We start from the raw sequence: 14,921 nt of genomic DNA, 5'->3' as shown, positions 1-14,921 counted from the left end.
CGTCGCCGGCGTGATCACCCCCGCCGACGACCACGGGACGGACACCACCGTCCCCGGCCTCGACCCGGACCGCTTCCGTGCGCTCGTCGACGAGGAGCTGGACGCCTTCGTGGTCCACCAGCGGCTGCGTCTCGCGCCGCTCGGGCCGCAGGCCGGCGAGTACGTCGACGCGGCCGTGCGCTTCGTCGAGGGGGGCAAGCGTCTGCGTCCCCTCTTCTGCCTGGCCGGCTGGACCGCCGCGGGCGGCGACCCGGCCGACGCGCGGCTCGTCCGCGCCGCCGCCGCGCTCGAGTGGCTGCAGGGCAGCGCGCTCGCGCACGACGACGTCATGGACGACTCCGACACCCGCCGCGGCCGGCCGAGCCTGCACCGCGAGTTCGCCGCCCGGCACGTCGCCGAGGGGCGCGTCGGCGACCCGGACGTCTACGGCCGCGCCGTCGCGATCCTGCTCGGCGACCTCATGCTCTCGTGGTGCGACGAGATGTTCCGCGACTGCGGGCTCGACGTCGCCGCGGCGGGCGCCGTGCTCGACGAGTGCAAGACCGAGGTCGTCGCCGGCCAGCTGCTCGACGTGGCCGGCCAGACGGTGGCGTCGCTGGACGTCGACGAGGCCATGCGCGTCGTCCGCTACAAGTCGGCCAAGTACACCGTCGAGCGTCCGCTGCACATCGGTGCGGTCCTCGCCGGTGGCGACGCGTCGCTCGTGGCGGCGCTGAGCGCCGTCGGCCTCCCGCTGGGCGAGGCCTTCCAGCTGCGCGACGACGTCCTGGGCGTCTTCGGCGACCCGGCCGAGACCGGCAAGCCGGCCGGCGACGACCTGCGCGAGGGCAAGCGCACCGTGCTGGTCGCCCGCGCGGCCGAGCGGCTCTCCCCCGCCGACCGCCAGCGCCTGCACGAGGGCCTGGGGCACGCCGAGCACGTCGCCGAGCTGAGCGCGATGCTGCGCGACAGCGGCGCGCTGGACGCCGTCGAGGCCGACATCGACGAGCGGGTCGACGCCGCCCGCGAGGCCCTGGCCCGGGTCGACGAGCCCGCGCGCGGCTTCCTGGCCGTGCTGCTCGAGCGCGCCACCCGGCGCACGCGCTGAACCGTCCGGCCCGGCGCGGCGGTGGGGGCTCGCCGCGGCCGACTCTCTAGAATCGGCGGGCAGGGGTCCGTCCGAACGACTCCCGGGGAACAGGAGCGATCGATGGCGGCACGAGGCGACGAGGCCCTGCGCGGTCGCGTCCTCGAGGGTCGCTACGTGATCGGCGAGCGCATCGCCCGCGGCGGCATGGCCAGCGTCTTCCTGGGCCACGACCGGCGGCTCGACCGCCAGGTCGCGGTGAAGGTCATGCACCAGGGCCTGGGCGACGACGAGCAGTTCACCGAGCGCTTCGTGCGCGAGGCCCGCTCGGCCGCCAAGCTCAACCACCCCAACGTCGTGGCCGTCTTCGACCAGGGCACCGACGAGGAGCTCACCTACCTCGTCATGGAGTACGTCCCCGGCCACACCCTGCGCGACGTCGTGCGCGACGAGGCGCCCATGCGCCCGGCCCGCGCGCTGCGCCTGCTGGAGCAGGTGCTGCTGGCCCTGTCCGCCGCGCACGCGGCGCACCTGGTGCATCGCGACATCAAGCCCGAGAACGTCCTCATCGCACCCGACGGCGTGCTGAAGGTCGCGGACTTCGGCCTGGCCCGCGCCGTCAGCGCGGCCACCACCGCCACGGGCGGCACGCTCATCGGCACCGTGTCGTACCTGGCGCCGGAGATCGTCGTGAACGCCGGCACCGACGCCCGCTCCGACGTCTACGCGTGCGGCGCGATGCTGTTCGAGATGCTCACCGGCGTCAAGCCGCACACCGGCGAGTCCCCGATCCAGGTCGCGTACCGGCACGTCCACGAGGACGTCCCCGCGCCGTCCAGCGTCGTCCCCGGCATCCCGCCGTACCTCGACGCACTCGTCGCGCGCGCCACCGCGCGCGACCGCGACCGCCGCTCCCCCGACGCGCACGTGCTGCTGCAGCAGGTCCGCACGGTCCTGCGCGCGCTCGACGCCGGCCTGGCCGACGACCCCGACCTCACCGCCGACCTCGATCCCGGCTCCTCGGAGGCCTGGGAGTCCGAGGTGACCCAGCGCGTCGCGGACGTCCGCCCCGCGTCGGTGCTCGGCCTCGCCCCCGAGGACGTCGGCTCCAGCACCGTGGTCGTCGCACCGGACGCCGAGCACACGATGTCCTGGCAGTCCGCCCCGGCCGAGCCGGCTCCGCCCGCCCCGGACCTGCCCCCGGCCCGTCGCCGGCGTCGCCGCGGCGGACTCCTGCTGCTCTGCGTGCTGCTGCTCGCCGTCCTGGCGGCGGCCGGCGGCTGGTACTACGGCGTCGGCCGCTACACCGAGGCGCCCGACCTCGTCGGCGTCTCGTTCGAGCAGGCCCGGCAGACAGCGGAGCAGGAGGGCTTCACCCTCGAGACCGGCCAGCCCGAGTACTCCGAGACGGTGCCCAAGGGCACGGTCATCAGCACCGACCCCGAGCCGGGCGACAAGGTGCTCCCCGGCGACACGCTGCAGGCCGTCGTGTCGCTCGGCAAGGAGCGCTACCAGGCGCCGAACCTGGCCGGACGGACGCTCGACGAGGCCAAGGCCGCGCTCGAGGGCGGCAACCTCGCGCTCGGCGACGTGCGCCAGGTCTACGACGACGACGTCGCCAACGGTCGCGTCGTCCGGCTCACCTCGATCAAGCCGGGCACCCTGCTCAAGCGCGACACCCCCGTCGACCTCACGGTCAGCAAGGGCAAGCAGCCGGTGGAGGTCAACAGCCAGGTGGGCCGCAAGCGCGACGCGGCCGTCTCGGCGCTGGAGAAGTCGGGGCTGAAGCCGACCGTCACGGAGGCGTTCTCCGACACCGTCCCCGAGGGCGTCGTGATCGACCAGAACCCGCGCGAGGGCACGCTCTTCCGCGGCGACGAGGTCAAGCTCGTCGTCTCCAAGGGCCCGGAGATGCTGCCCGTCCCGGACGTCCGCGGACGCTCGCGGGCCGAGGCCGAGCAGGCGCTCACCGCCGCGGGCTTCAAGCCGCAGGTGCGCGACGTCCTGCCCGGCAACGACAGCGTCATCGTGCAGAGCCCGTCGGGCGGCAAGCTCAAGCGCGGCTCCACCGTCACCATCTACTGCTGAGCGACGAGAGACCGGTCCGGCCCGACGGGCCGGCCGGCTAACTTCTCCGAACGACGACACCGCCGGCCGTCCCGTGAGGGACGACCGGCGGTGTGGGCGGGCGAGCGTCAGCTGCGCTCGGCGAGCATCTCCGCGACGAGGAAGGCCAGCTCGAGGCTCTGCGCGCGGTTGAGCCGCGGGTCGCACAGCGTCTCGTAGCGCGTGACCAGGTCCTCCTGGGAGAGGCGCGCGCCGCCGCCGAGGCACTCGGTGACGTCGTCGCCGGTCAGCTCCACGTGGACGCCGCCGGGCCAGGTGCCCAGCGAGCGGTGCACCTCGAAGAAGCCGCGGACCTCGTCGATGACGTCGTCGAACTCACGCGTCTTGTAGCCGTTCTCGGTGGCGAACGTGTTGCCGTGCATGGGGTCGCAGACCCACGCGACCTGCAGGCCGGCGGCCCGCACCTTCTCGACCAGCGGCGGCAGGCCGTCACGGATCTTGCCCGCGCCGAAGCGGGTGATGAAGGTCAGGCGGCCCGGCGTGTTGTCCGGGTTCAGCTTGGCGGCCAGCGCCAGCGCGTCGTCCGGCGTGGTCGTGGGCCCGAGCTTCACGCCGATCGGGTTCGCGACGCGGCTCAGGAGCTCCACGTGCGCGCCGTCGAGCTGGCGGGTGCGCTCACCGATCCACAGCATGTGGCTGGAGACGTCGTACGCCTGGTCGGTGCGCGAGTCGATGCGGGTGAGGGGCTGCTCGTACTCCAGCAGCAGCGCCTCGTGCGAGGAGTAGAAGTCCACGGCGTGCAGCGACTCGGGGTCGATGCCGATGGCGTCCATGAACGCCAGCGCCTTGTCGATCGCCGCACCGACGGCCTCGTAGCGCTGGCCCAGCGGGCTGCTGCGCACGAAGTCCTTGTTCCAGGCGTGCATCTGGCGCAGGTCGGCGTAGCCGCCGGTCGTGAAGGCGCGCGCGAGGTTCAGCGTCGCGGCGGACGCGTGGTAGACCTCGAGCAACCGGTTCGGGTCGTGCTGGCGCGCCTCGGGGGTGAAGTCGAAGCCGTTGACCGCGTCACCGCGGTAGGCCGGCAGGGTCACGCCGTCACGGGTCTCGGAGTCGCTGGAGCGCGGCTTGGCGTACTGCCCGGCCAGGCGGCCGACCTTCACGACCGGGACGCTCGCGGCGTAGGTCAGCACGACGGCCATGGAGAGCAGCACCCGCAGCTTGTTGCGGACGTTCTCGGCCGTGACGCCCTCGAAGGTCTCGGCGCAGTCGCCGCCCTGGAGCAGGAAGGCCTCGCCACGGGCGACGGCGGCCATCTTCTCGGTCAGCGCGTCGCACTCGCCGGCGAAGACGAGCGGCGGCATCGTGCGCAGCCGCGAGACGGCGGCGTCGCGCGCGGCCGGGTCGCGGAAGGTGGGCTGCTGCACGCGACCGAGCGCGTCCAGCTCTTCGAGGGTGGGGATGGTGCTCACCGCGCCAGGATACGGCGTGGTGCCGCGGGCCCGGCACGCGTGTGCGCCGGTGAGACGCCTAGGCGGCCGGGGAGTCGTCCTCGGACGGCTCGACCGCCTCCTTGGCCGCGGCCTTCGCCGCGTCGCGCAGCTCCTTGTCGCGCTTCTTGGCGTCGGTGGCGTACATGTCGACGTACTCCTGGTCCGACAGACGCATGACCTCGTACATGATCTCGTCGGTGATGGCGCGCAGGACGAAGCGGTCCTCCTGCAGGCCCTCGTACCGGCTGAAGTCGAGCGGCTCGCCGAAGCGGACGCCGGGGCGGACGAACCGGCCGAACACCTTGCCGGGCGGGGCGATGACGTCGGTGTTGACGACGGCGACCGGGATGACCGGCACCTGGGCCTCGAGCGCGAGGCGGGCGACGCCGGTGCGGCCGCGGTAGAGCTTGCCGTCGTGCGAGCGGGTGCCCTCGGGGTAGATGCCGCAGACCTCGCCCTCGGACAGCAGGCGCAGCTGGGTGCGGATCGCGCCCGCGGCGGCCGAGCCGCTCGTGCGGTCGATCGGCACCTGGCCGGCGCCGGAGAAGAACTTCTTCTGGAACCAGCCCTTGATGCCGGGCGTCTCGAAGTACTCGGCCTTGGCCACGAAGGTCACGCGGCGCGGGATCACCAGCGGCATGAACAGCCAGTCCGAGTAGGACAGGTGGTTCGAGGCCAGGATGACGGCGCCCTCACGCGGGACGTTCTCGGTGCCCTCCGCCCATGGGCGGAAGATCAGCTTGAGCAGCGGACCCAACGCCAGGAACTTCAGAAACCAGTAGAACACTCGACCTCCCTCAGGACGGCGCAACTGTACCCCGCCGGACGTCCGCGGCCCGCGTGCGTGGACGTGTGGTGCTTTCGTGGCCGCGGTCGGCCTGCGAGACTGGGGGCGTGAGCGATCACGACCCCTCCGACGACGAGTTCCGCCGGCTCGTCGAGGGCCTCGACCTGGACTTCTCGGCCATGGACGAGGCCGACGCCCGTCGGGCCCGCGAGCGCGCCCCCGAGCCGTCCCCCGAGCCCGACGAGCCGGTCGACGAGCCCTGGGACGCGCTGGACGACGAGGCCGACGACGACCCTTTCTACCGGCACCCCGAGCCGCCGCCCGCGCGTCCGTCCGACCCGCGCCGCCAGCTCGGCTGGGCCGGCGTGCTCGGCGGCCCCGCGCTGCTGGTGATCGCCACGCTGCTCGGCGTCGACCTGCCTCAGGCCGTGGTGCTGGGTGCCGTGCTCATCTTTGTCGCCGCGGCTGTCGTGCTGGTCTCGACGCTCCCCGGATACGGACCCTCGCACCGGGACTTTCCGGACGACGGCGCCGTGCTCTGATCCGTGACATGTCGGCCGCGCCGATCATGCCGGCCTCCGGGCCCAGGTGGGCGCGGACGATGCGGGCCTCGGCGCGGTATCCGCGTCCGGTGAGGGACGCCGCGAACGTCCGGCGCGCCGGCTCGATGAGCAGGTCCGCGGCGTCGCTGACGCCGCCGCCGATGACGAAGATGCCCGGGTCCAGCGCCGCGGCCAGGCTGGCGATGCCGCTGCCCAGCCACTCCCCGACCTCGCCGATCCAGGCCACGGCCTCCTCGTCGCCGGCCTGGGCCAGGCGGGTGACGTGCTGGCCGCCGATGGCGTCCAGGGACCCGGCGTCGCGCAGCAGGGCCTTGCCCAGCACGGTGCCGTCCTCGGCCGCGGCCTTGGCGCGGCGCGCGAGCACCCGCCCGCTGGCGTACTGCTCCCAGCAGCCGGTGTTGCCGCACTCGCACGGACGTCCGTCGGGGACCACCTGCATGTGGCCGAACTCGCCGGCGATGCCGTACCGCCCGCGGTAGACCTGGCCGTCGATGACGACGGCGCCGCCGATGCCCGTGCCCAGGGTGATGAGCACGAGGTCGGACTCGTTCTGCGCCGCGCCGAAGCGCCACTCGGCCCAGCCGGCAGCGTTCGCGTCGTTGTCGACCAGCACCGGCAGGCCGGTGCGGCGCGACACGGCGTCGCGCAGCGGCTCGTGCCGCCACGCCAGGTGCGGCGAGAACACGACGGTCGACTGCGTGGCGTCCACGAAGCCGGCGGCGCCGATGCCGATCGAGCGGATGTGATGGTTGCGGCGCAGCTCCTCGGTGATGTCGGAGATGGCGTCCAGCACGTCCAGCGAGCTCGTGGTGGGGCTGTCGCGACGCAGCCGCTCCAGCACCCGGCCGTCCTCGTCGACGACGCCGGCGGCGACCTTCGTGCCACCGATGTCGATGCCGATGCTGAGCTTCTCGGCCACGACTACACCGGCTCGCTGCGGACCAGGTCGGCCGCGCCGACGAGGCCGGCGCCGTTGCCGAGGGTCGCCAGGCGCAGGTCGGCGACCGGGCGGTGGCCGTGCGCGGGCAGCGCGGCCTCGAAGGCCTCGCGGATCGGGACGAGCAGGTGGTCGCCGGCCTCGGCGACGCCGCCGCCGATGGCCACGACGGTGGGGTCGAGCACCGCGGCCAGCGAGGCGATGCCCTCGCCGAGCCAGCGGCCGAGGTCGGCCAGGAGCGCGTCGCAGAGCGGGTCGCCCTCCTGCGCCAGGCGCGTCACGAGCGGGCCGGTCAGCCGGTCGGGCTCGTCGCCCACGGCCTCACGCAGCGGGCCGGCCGCCGGCTCGTCCAGGCGCAGCCGCGCCTCACGTACCAGGGCGCTGCCGCTGCCGTACTGCTCCAGGCAGCCGCGACGACCGCAGCCGCACAGCAGGCCGTCCGGCACGACGCGCAGGTGGCCGATCTCGCCACCGATGCCGAAGCCGCCGCGGAACAGCTGGCCGCGGTGCACGATGCCGCCGCCGACGCCGGTGCCGACGGTCACGAGCAGCAGGTCGTCGCTGTCGGCACCCGCACCGAACCGGAACTCGCCCCACGCCGCCGCGCTGGCGTCGTTCTCGACCACCACGGGGACGTCGGTCAGCTCACGCACCCGCTGCGCGAGCGGCTCGTCGCGCCACCGGATGTTGGGCGCGAACAGCACGGTGGACCGGTCCGCGCCGATGAAGCCGGCCGCGCCGATGCCGATGCCGGCGACCTCCGCGTCACCGCGCACCTGCTGGGCCACCTGGGCCACGACCTCGGGGATCTGGGCCGAGTCGCCCGGCGTGGCCTCGCGCGCCTCGCGCACGACCCGGCCCTCGTCGTCGACGAGACCGCCGGCGATCTTGGTGCCGCCGATGTCGATCCCCACCGCGTACGTCATCGCTCCTCCTTCGGGGCGAGCTGGTCGAGCAGGGTGCGCACCGCACGGACCGCGTCCGCGGCCGCCTGGGTCGCCTGCTCGAGAATCTCGGGATTGTCCTGGACGTGCTCGACGAGCCGGCACACCGGGCACCACGCGTGCGGGCAGCGCGCCGGCTCCGCACCGGTCTCGCCCCCGCCCAGCGCGTGCAGCAGCCGGGCCGCCTCCTCGGCGAGCGAGCCGACCGGCTCGCTCTGCTCGCTCACGGCTGCGCCGCCGTGAGCCTCGTGACGCAGCGGGTCACGCGGTCTCGACCCGCGTCTTGAGCCCCCGCAGCGCGGTGTCGATGATGACCTTCTCGGCCTTGCGCTTCAGCATCCCCAGCAGCGGGATCGAGACGTCCACGGCCAGCTGGTAGGTGACCCGGGTGGCTCCGCCGGCGTCCTCCAGGACGTACGAGCCGTCCATCGAGCGCAGGATCGTGGCGGGCTCGGCGAGCGACCACGACACCTCGTGGTCGCCGTGCCAGTCGTAGCGCAGCACGTAGGAGTCCCGGATGGGCGCGGCGTCGAGCACGAACGAGACGGTCTCGGCGCGTCCGTCGCCCCCCTCGGTGAGCGGACGGACCTCCTTCATGCCGGTCGCCCACTCGGGATAGGCCTCGAAGTCGGCGATGACCGCCATCACCTGGTGCGCTGGCGCGTCGATGACGATGTCGCTGGTCGTGCGGGCCATCACACCTCCCTCTCGGACGGAGCCCCGAGTCTATCCGCACGGGCGCGCGCGACCGGGCCGGGCACGACCGCGTGAGCCGGGTCACCGCGTCACCGGCGGTTACCGTGTCGTAACCTGCCGGATGTGACTGACTCCCTGCTGCGATACGACGGCAACCTCGTCGACGACGTGCGTGACCGGCTGGCCATCGACCCGGACGCCGTGGCGTTCAGCCGGCACACCGGGTCCGCCGACTGGCAGGACGTCACCATCGGCGAGTTCGACGCCCAGGTGCGCGCGCTGGCCAAGGGCCTGGTCGCCTCGGGCGTGCAGGCCGGCGACCGTGTCGCCCTGCTCTCGCGCACCCGCTACGAGTGGACGCTCGTCGACTACGCCGTCTGGTACGCCGGCGCGGTCACGGTGCCGATCTACGAGACGTCCTCGGTCGACCAGATCGCCTGGATCCTCGAGGACTCCGGTGCCGTCGCCACCGTCGTCGAGACGCCCGAGCACGCGGCCCGCGTCGCGCAGGCCGGTGGCACCGCCCCGGCGATGCGCCAGACCTGGACGATCGACGCCGACGAGCTGGCCGTGCTGGCCACCGCCGGCGAGTCCGTCGACGACGCGGTGCTCGAGGAGCGCTACGCCACGATGGACGCCTCGACGCTGGCCACCATCGTCTACACGTCCGGCACGACCGGACGCCCCCGCGGCTGCATGCTCACGCACGGCAACTTCCGCGCCGAGCTCGGTGGCGCGCTGGAGACGCTGCCCGACCTGTTCGACGCGGACGGCGCCTCGACGCTGCTCTTCCTGCCCCTGGCCCACGTGTTCGCGCGGATCATCCAGGTCGGCACCATCCGTGCCGGCGCCCGCCTCGGCCACTCCCCCGACATCAAGGACCTCGTGCCCCGCCTGGGCGAGTTCCAGCCGACCTTCGTGCTGGCCGTCCCGCGCGTGTTCGAGAAGGTCTTCAACTCGGCCAGCCAGAAGGCGCACGCCGAGGGCAAGGGCAAGATCTTCGACCAGGCGGTCGCGACCGCGATCGAGTACAGCCGCGCGCTGGACGCCGGCAAGCCGGGCCTGGGCCTACGGCTCAAGCACGGCCTGTTCGACAAGCTGGTCTACGGCAAGCTGCGCGCCGCGCTCGGCGGCCAGGCGCAGTACGCCATCTCCGGCGGCGCCGCGCTCGGCGAGCGCCTGGGCCACTTCTTCCGTGGCGTGGGCGTGACGATCCTCGAGGGCTACGGCCTCACCGAGACCACCGCCGCGCTGGCCGTGAACCCGCCGCACCGCGAGCGCGTCGGCTCGGTCGGCCTGCCGATCTCCGGCGCCGAGGTGCGCATCGCCGCCGACGGCGAGCTGCAGTGCCGCGGCCCGCAGGTCTTCCAGGGCTACTGGCGCAACGAGAAGGCGACGGCGGCGGCGCTGGACGCCGACGGCTGGTTCGGCACCGGCGACCTGGGCGAGATCGACGCCGACGGCTTCATCCGCATCACCGGCCGCAAGAAGGAGATCATCGTGACCGCCGGCGGCAAGAACGTCGCCCCGGCCGTGCTCGAGGACCGCGTCCGCGCCAACCCGTACGTCAGCCAGTGCCTGGCCGTCGGCGACGGCAAGCCCTTCATCGCCGCCCTCGTCACCATCGACGCGGAGGCCTGGACCGGTCCGCTGGACGACCCGGCGCTGCTCGCGGAGGTGCAGAAGGCGGTCGACGACGCCAACACCCAGGTGTCCAAGGCCGAGTCGATCCGCAAGTTCCTGATCCTCGACGAGGACTGGACCGAGGAGAACGGCTACCTCACCCCGTCCTTCAAGGTGAAGCGCAACCGCGTGCTCGCCGACATGGCCGCCGAGGTGGAGTCGCTCTACACCCGCTGATCCCCACCCCGTCGCTGAGCGTGACGCTCTTGCGGCCGACACCGGCGTGTCGGCGCAAGGACGTCACGCTCAGCGCGTTCCGGCGGCCTTCGTGAGGAAGGCCCGCCAGTCGCGGGTGAGCCGTTCGGTCGTCGTGCCCAGCTCCGACCGCAGCGCCGCGTCGACCCCCGCACCACCCAGGCACGCGCGGTAGAAGCGCTCGATCGCGGCGTCGTCGTGACGCTCGTCCAGCACCCGGAAGACCAGCCAGGCCAGCTCGTAGGTCGCGCCGAGCCCGTGCGAGGCCGACGAGAAGTCCTCGGTCGAGGGCAGCGCGCTCGGCGCCCCGTCGGCGCGGACGGCCGTCAGGGCCTGCCCGGCGCTGACCGCCAGCGGCGCCGTGTCGTCGCGCAGCGCGACCCAGTCGGCGAACCCCTCCACGACCCACGGCTCGGCGACGGACGTCGCGGCACCGGTGACGACGTGGACCGCCTCGTGGGTCATGACGACCTGGGCGGCCCGGTCGTCCATCGGCGCGAACGCGTCGGGGTTCACGACCACGGCGGTGGGGCCGCCCGCCTCCTCCGAGGCGTCCAGCGTCGTGGTCACGCCGGCGACCTGGGCGATCGCGTCGGCCTCCTGGCCGACGAGGGCCGCGGCCGTCGCCGCGTCGGGCGGGACGACCACGACCAGCTGCTGACGGGCGCCGGCCAGGCCGCGCACCTCCCGGGCGGCGGTCCGTGCCCACCGGCGCACGTCCAGGCCGGGCGCTCCCCCGTCGACGGCGATCGTCGTCACGCCGCCGCTGCGGTCGACCTGCAGGTCGCCGGCGAGCCACAGCGGGAGCGGGCCGCGGTCCTGCGTCGCGCCCTCGACGGCGACGTCGTCACCGACCGGGCGGATCGTCAGGGCCACCTGGGTCGACCAGGTCTCGCGACTGGGGAGACCACTGCGCGGGCCGGGCGTCCAGGCGACGTCGACGGCGGCGGCGAGGGTGCCGTCCTCGCCGAGCTCACCGTCGGCACCGCGCACGTAGCGCAGCGCGACCTCACGGACGTCGAGGGCCTGCATGGCCGACCAGGTGCGGCGGGCCCACGCGGCGGCCTCCGCCGTGTCACCGGCGGCCTCGACGAGCTCGTCGACGGACCGGGCGCGCTGGATCGACTCCACGCGGGCGCTGACCTCGAGCCCGAGCGAGACCGGCGGGCCGGAGGCCTCCGACTCGTCGGCGGGAGCGTCGTCGGCCCACGGCCGCCACAGCAGGGCGCCGCCGGCGACGAGGACGAGCAGCAGCGCGCCGACGACCGGCGTCCGCGCGCGCACGCCGCTAGCCGACCCGGACCGCGATCTGGAAGCTGGAGAGCGACGTGATCGAGACGTTCAGGCCCGTGCGCGGGGCGTGGACGACCTTGCCGTCGCCGATGTACATGCCGATGTGGGTGAGGCTGGAGTAGGCGACCAGGTCGCCGGGACGCAGCTCGCTCATCGAGATCTTCTGGCCCGCGCCGACCTGGTCGCGCGCGGTGCGCGGGATGGAGACGCCGGCCGCGGCCCACGCGCCACCGGTGAGGCCCGAGCAGTCCCAAGCGTTCGGGCCGTTGCCGCCGTAGGAGTAGGGGTCGCCGAGCTGGGCGAGCGCGAACTTCACCGCGTCGGCGGCGCGGCCGGTGGCCTCGACCTTGATGCCGGAAGGGTCGACCTGGTCGTCGGCGGCGGCCATGCGCGCGCGCTCGCGCGCCTCGAGGCGGTCGTGGGCGGCCTTGGCCTTCTCGTAGGCCGCCTTGATGGCCTTGCGGCGCTCGAGCACCTGGCGCTTGTCGGCGGCCAGGGCCTGCTTGCGCTCGGCGAGCTGGGCCTGGCGGTTGCGCATCTCGGCCGCGGTGCGGCTGAACTGCTCGAGCTGGTCGGCGCGCGAGGCGTTGAGCGCCTGGACGGCGCCGAGCCCGTCGAGGAACGCGGCCGGGTCGTCGCTGCCGAGCAGGCCGACGGTCGGGCCGAGCGGGTTCTGGATCTGCTGCTGCACGACCGCGGCGCCGAGCGCGTCGCGCTGGGCGCGGAAGGCGGCGTCCTGCGTGGCGAGGTCGCGGCTGAGCGCGTCGATCTCGTCCTGCGTCTGGTCGATGCGCTCGGTGAGGCCGTTGACCTCCTCGGTGACGGCCTCGACCTCGTCGTACGCCTTCTCGACCGACTCGCGCGTCGGCTTGGGGTCGGCGCTGGCGACCGGGGAGAGCACCAGCGAGGCTCCCAGGGCGGCTCCGGCGGTCAGGGACGCGAGACGCACGGCACGGCGCAAGAAGATCTCTCCCTCAAGAGTTCTGTGGCGTCGCCACCCACCGGCCCGAGGGCGCGGAACGGGGTCGGGGGACTCCGGGTGGCGGGCCCGGACCGTCCCGGAGGACGGCATGGGCACAGCCACCCACTCTAGGTGGTCACCAGGGCCCGATCAACCGACCTGGCCGGACCCGGACGCGTCGTCGAGCGGGACCACGAGGCGCAGCGGCGGGACCAGGCCGGAGGCGGCGAGCGCGTCGAAGGCCGCCCGCTCGTCGGCGTCGATGACGACGCCCTCGGGCGGAGCGCCGAGCAGCACGGTCACCACGCAGTCGCCGCAGGCGGCGGCGCTGCGCACCAGGCACGTGCCGCAGTCGACGACGACCGCGTCGGAGGGGTCGTGCTCGGGGGCGGGAGCGACGGCGTCCCGCGACAGGTTCTCGTTCATGGCGGTGACGCTAGGGCGGGGGTCTGACAAGGACGCGCGTCACGCCGGACGCACCGGCGCGGCTCCCCGTCCTGTCGGACCCGCTTCGTACGGTGTGCGACGTGGACGCCGTGCAAGGAACCTTCGACGAGCTGGGCCGGTCGCTGGCCGACGTGACCTTCTGCGTCGTCGACCTCGAGACGACCGGCGGCTCCGCGGCGAAGGGTGCCCGCATCACCGAGATCGGCGCGGTGAAGGTGCGCGGCGGCGAGATCGTCGGCGAGCTGCAGACGCTGGTCGACCCCGAGGGCCCGATCCCGGCCTTCATCACCGTGCTGACCGGCATCACCGACGCCATGGTCTGCCGCGCGCCGCGCATCGACGAGGCGCTGCCCAGCTTCCTGGAGTTCGCCCACGGCAGCGTCCTGGTGGCCCACAACGCGCCGTTCGACGTCGGCTTCCTCAAGCACGAGGCCAAGCGGCTCGGCATCCCCTGGCCCGGGTTCGAGGTGCTCGACACCGTCACCCTGGCCCGTCGCGTGATGCTGCGCGAGGAGGTGCGCAACCACAAGCTCGGCACGCTCGCCGCGCACTTCGGCAGCCCGACGACCCCCAACCACCGCGCCCTCGAGGACGCCCGCGCCACCGTGCACGTGCTGCACGGCCTGTTCGAGCGCCTGGGCAGTTTGGGCATCGGCACGCTCGAGGAGCTCGCCGGGTTCACGACCCGCATCACCGCGGCCGAGCGGGCCAAGCGCCACCTGGCCGACCACCTGCCCGCCGTCCCCGGCGTCTACCTGTTCCGCGACCGCGACGAGCGCGTCCTCTACGTCGGCACGTCGCGCAACCTCCGCACCCGGGTGAAGTCCTACTTCACCGGCAGCGAGACCCGCGCCCGGATGCGCGAGATGGTCCGGCTCGCCGAGCGCATCGAGGGCATCGAGTGCGCCACCGCGCTCGAGGCCCAGGTGCGCGAGCTGCGGCTCATCGCGCGGCACACCCCGCCGTACAACCGGCGGTCCCGGTTTCCCGACCGGCTCACCTGGGTGAAGCTGACGCGCGAGCCGTGGCCGCGCCTGTCGATCGTCCGCCGCGTGCTCGACGACGACGCCGACTACGTGGGCCCGTTCCGGCACAAGCGCAACGCCGAGGCCGCGCTGGCGGCCGCGCACGACGCCTTCCGCGTCCGCCAGTGCACCGGCCGCCTGCCCGCGAAACCCCGCGGTGCGGCGTGCGTCCTGGCCGAGATGGGGCACTGCCTCTCCCCCTGCGACGGCTCGGTCGACGCCGAGACCTACGCCGCCGAGGTCGCCCGGCTGCGCGAGACGATGGTCGGCGAGCCGCTCACGCTCATCGACCACGCCGGCGATCGCATGCGGGCGCTGTCCGCCGCCCAGCGCTACGAGGACGCCGCCGTGTGGCGCGACCGGCTGGCCACGTTCCTGCGCGGAGCCGCCCGCTCGCAGCGCCTGCGCCAGCTCACCGCCGAGCCCGAGGTCGTCGCCGCCCGCCGCGGAGAGCACGGCTGGGAGATGCACGTCGTCCGGCACGGACGCCTGGCCGCGTCCGGCGTCATGCCGCCGCGCGGTGCCGACCAGCTGGCCTGGATCGACCGGCTCGTCGCCGGGGCCGAGACGGTCGAGGCCGGGTTCGGCCCCGCGCCGGCCGCGACGGTCGAGGAGACCGAGGTGCTGCTGCGCTGGCTGGAGTCCGACGGCGTCCGCATGGTCCGCGGCACCTGGCAGTGCAGCGCGGCCGGTGCCCAGCGGCACCTGGCGACCTGGGCCCCGGACCCGTCGGCCTCGCCGGCCGGCGTGCTGGCCGCGCGGTAGCC

At 74.0% G+C, this 14,921-nt stretch carries 14 protein-coding genes; 5 read left to right on the top strand and 9 right to left on the bottom strand.

What is annotated here, in order from left to right:
- The first annotated feature begins 10 nt into the window (after window positions 1-10).
- Both E0W78_RS04870 and pknB read left to right on the top strand, forming a co-directional pair.
- Window positions 11-1,087 carry a polyprenyl synthetase family protein gene (locus E0W78_RS04870; protein WP_207392637.1) on the top strand — a complete coding sequence of 359 codons (1,077 nt, stop codon included), beginning with the start codon at window positions 11-13 and terminating at the stop codon, window positions 1,085-1,087.
- 102 nt (window positions 1,088-1,189) lie between these two features.
- Window positions 1,190-3,154 carry a Stk1 family PASTA domain-containing Ser/Thr kinase gene (gene pknB, locus E0W78_RS04865; protein ID WP_131402732.1) on the top strand — a complete coding sequence of 655 codons (1,965 nt, stop codon included), beginning with the start codon at window positions 1,190-1,192 and terminating at the stop codon, window positions 3,152-3,154.
- A gap of 107 nt (window positions 3,155-3,261) precedes the next feature.
- Here pknB and E0W78_RS04860 read toward each other — a convergent pair whose 3' ends face one another.
- Together E0W78_RS04860 and E0W78_RS04855 are read right to left on the bottom strand one after the other, a co-directional pair.
- Entirely contained in the window at window positions 3,262-4,602 is a 1,341-nt protein-coding gene (locus E0W78_RS04860) for a 3-deoxy-7-phosphoheptulonate synthase class II (protein WP_131402731.1), read from the bottom strand.
- A 58-nt stretch (window positions 4,603-4,660) separates the two neighbouring features.
- Window positions 4,661-5,410: a lysophospholipid acyltransferase family protein gene (locus tag E0W78_RS04855; RefSeq protein ID WP_131402730.1), complete on the bottom strand. Its 750-nt coding sequence runs from the start codon at window positions 5,408-5,410 to the stop codon at window positions 4,661-4,663.
- 107 nt (window positions 5,411-5,517) lie between these two features.
- On the opposite strand from E0W78_RS04855, the gene E0W78_RS04850 reads away from it, so the two are divergent.
- Entirely contained in the window at window positions 5,518-5,952 is a 435-nt protein-coding gene (locus E0W78_RS04850) for a hypothetical protein (protein WP_131402729.1), read from the top strand.
- Here E0W78_RS04850 and E0W78_RS04845 read toward each other — a convergent pair.
- The 4 genes from E0W78_RS04845 to E0W78_RS04830 are packed head-to-tail and all read right to left on the bottom strand — an operon-like array spanning window position 5,858 to window position 8,550.
- Window positions 5,858-6,892, bottom strand: coding sequence for an ROK family glucokinase (locus E0W78_RS04845; RefSeq protein ID WP_131402728.1), 1,035 nt, complete (start codon window positions 6,890-6,892; stop codon window positions 5,858-5,860). The genes E0W78_RS04850 and E0W78_RS04845 overlap by 95 nt on opposite strands.
- 2 nt (window positions 6,893-6,894) lie before the next feature.
- Window positions 6,895-7,836 carry an ROK family glucokinase gene (locus E0W78_RS04840; RefSeq protein WP_131402727.1) on the bottom strand — a complete coding sequence of 314 codons (942 nt, stop codon included), beginning with the start codon at window positions 7,834-7,836 and terminating at the stop codon, window positions 6,895-6,897.
- Entirely contained in the window at window positions 7,833-8,081 is a 249-nt protein-coding gene (locus E0W78_RS04835; protein WP_131402726.1) for a hypothetical protein, read from the bottom strand. Before E0W78_RS04835 ends, E0W78_RS04840 begins: the two co-directional genes overlap by 4 nt.
- A 34-nt stretch (window positions 8,082-8,115) precedes the next feature.
- Window positions 8,116-8,550, bottom strand: coding sequence for an SRPBCC family protein (locus tag E0W78_RS04830; RefSeq protein ID WP_242686233.1), 435 nt, complete (start codon window positions 8,548-8,550; stop codon window positions 8,116-8,118).
- Window positions 8,551-8,673: 123 nt separating this feature from the next.
- Between E0W78_RS04830 and E0W78_RS04825 the strand changes: the two genes are divergently transcribed.
- Window positions 8,674-10,410, top strand: a complete 1,737-nt coding sequence (locus tag E0W78_RS04825; RefSeq protein ID WP_242686232.1) for an AMP-dependent synthetase/ligase — start codon at window positions 8,674-8,676, stop codon at window positions 10,408-10,410.
- 69 nt (window positions 10,411-10,479) lie between these two features.
- Here E0W78_RS04825 and E0W78_RS04820 read toward each other — a convergent pair whose 3' ends face one another.
- The 3 genes from E0W78_RS04820 to E0W78_RS04810 all read right to left on the bottom strand — a co-directional run bounded on the left by E0W78_RS04820 (window position 10,480) and on the right by E0W78_RS04810 (window position 13,108).
- On the bottom strand, window positions 10,480-11,712 hold the full coding sequence (locus E0W78_RS04820; protein ID WP_131402723.1) for a hypothetical protein: 1,233 nt from the start codon (window positions 11,710-11,712) through the stop codon (window positions 10,480-10,482).
- Window positions 11,713-11,716: 4 nt separating this feature from the next.
- Window positions 11,717-12,670: a C40 family peptidase gene (locus E0W78_RS04815; protein WP_131402722.1), complete on the bottom strand. Its 954-nt coding sequence runs from the start codon at window positions 12,668-12,670 to the stop codon at window positions 11,717-11,719.
- Window positions 12,671-12,832: 162 nt separating this feature from the next.
- The gene (locus E0W78_RS04810; RefSeq protein ID WP_131402721.1) at window positions 12,833-13,108 is read right to left on the bottom strand and encodes a hypothetical protein; all 276 of its coding nucleotides are present in this window, start codon (window positions 13,106-13,108) and stop codon (window positions 12,833-12,835) included.
- Window positions 13,109-13,209: 101 nt separating this feature from the next.
- On the opposite strand from E0W78_RS04810, the gene E0W78_RS04805 reads away from it, so the two are divergent.
- A complete protein-coding gene (locus tag E0W78_RS04805) occupies window positions 13,210-14,919 on the top strand; it encodes a DEDD exonuclease domain-containing protein (RefSeq protein WP_242686231.1) in 1,710 nt (569 codons plus the stop codon).
- Window positions 14,920-14,921 lie beyond the last annotated feature (2 nt).

The sequence above is a fragment of the Aeromicrobium sp. IC_218 genome (genome assembly GCF_004336805.1).
In the GTDB taxonomy this organism is placed as follows: domain Bacteria; phylum Actinomycetota; class Actinomycetes; order Propionibacteriales; family Nocardioidaceae; genus Aeromicrobium.
Note: the sequence above shows the minus strand (reverse complement) of the source record. Positions and strands in the feature narration are given on the sequence as shown.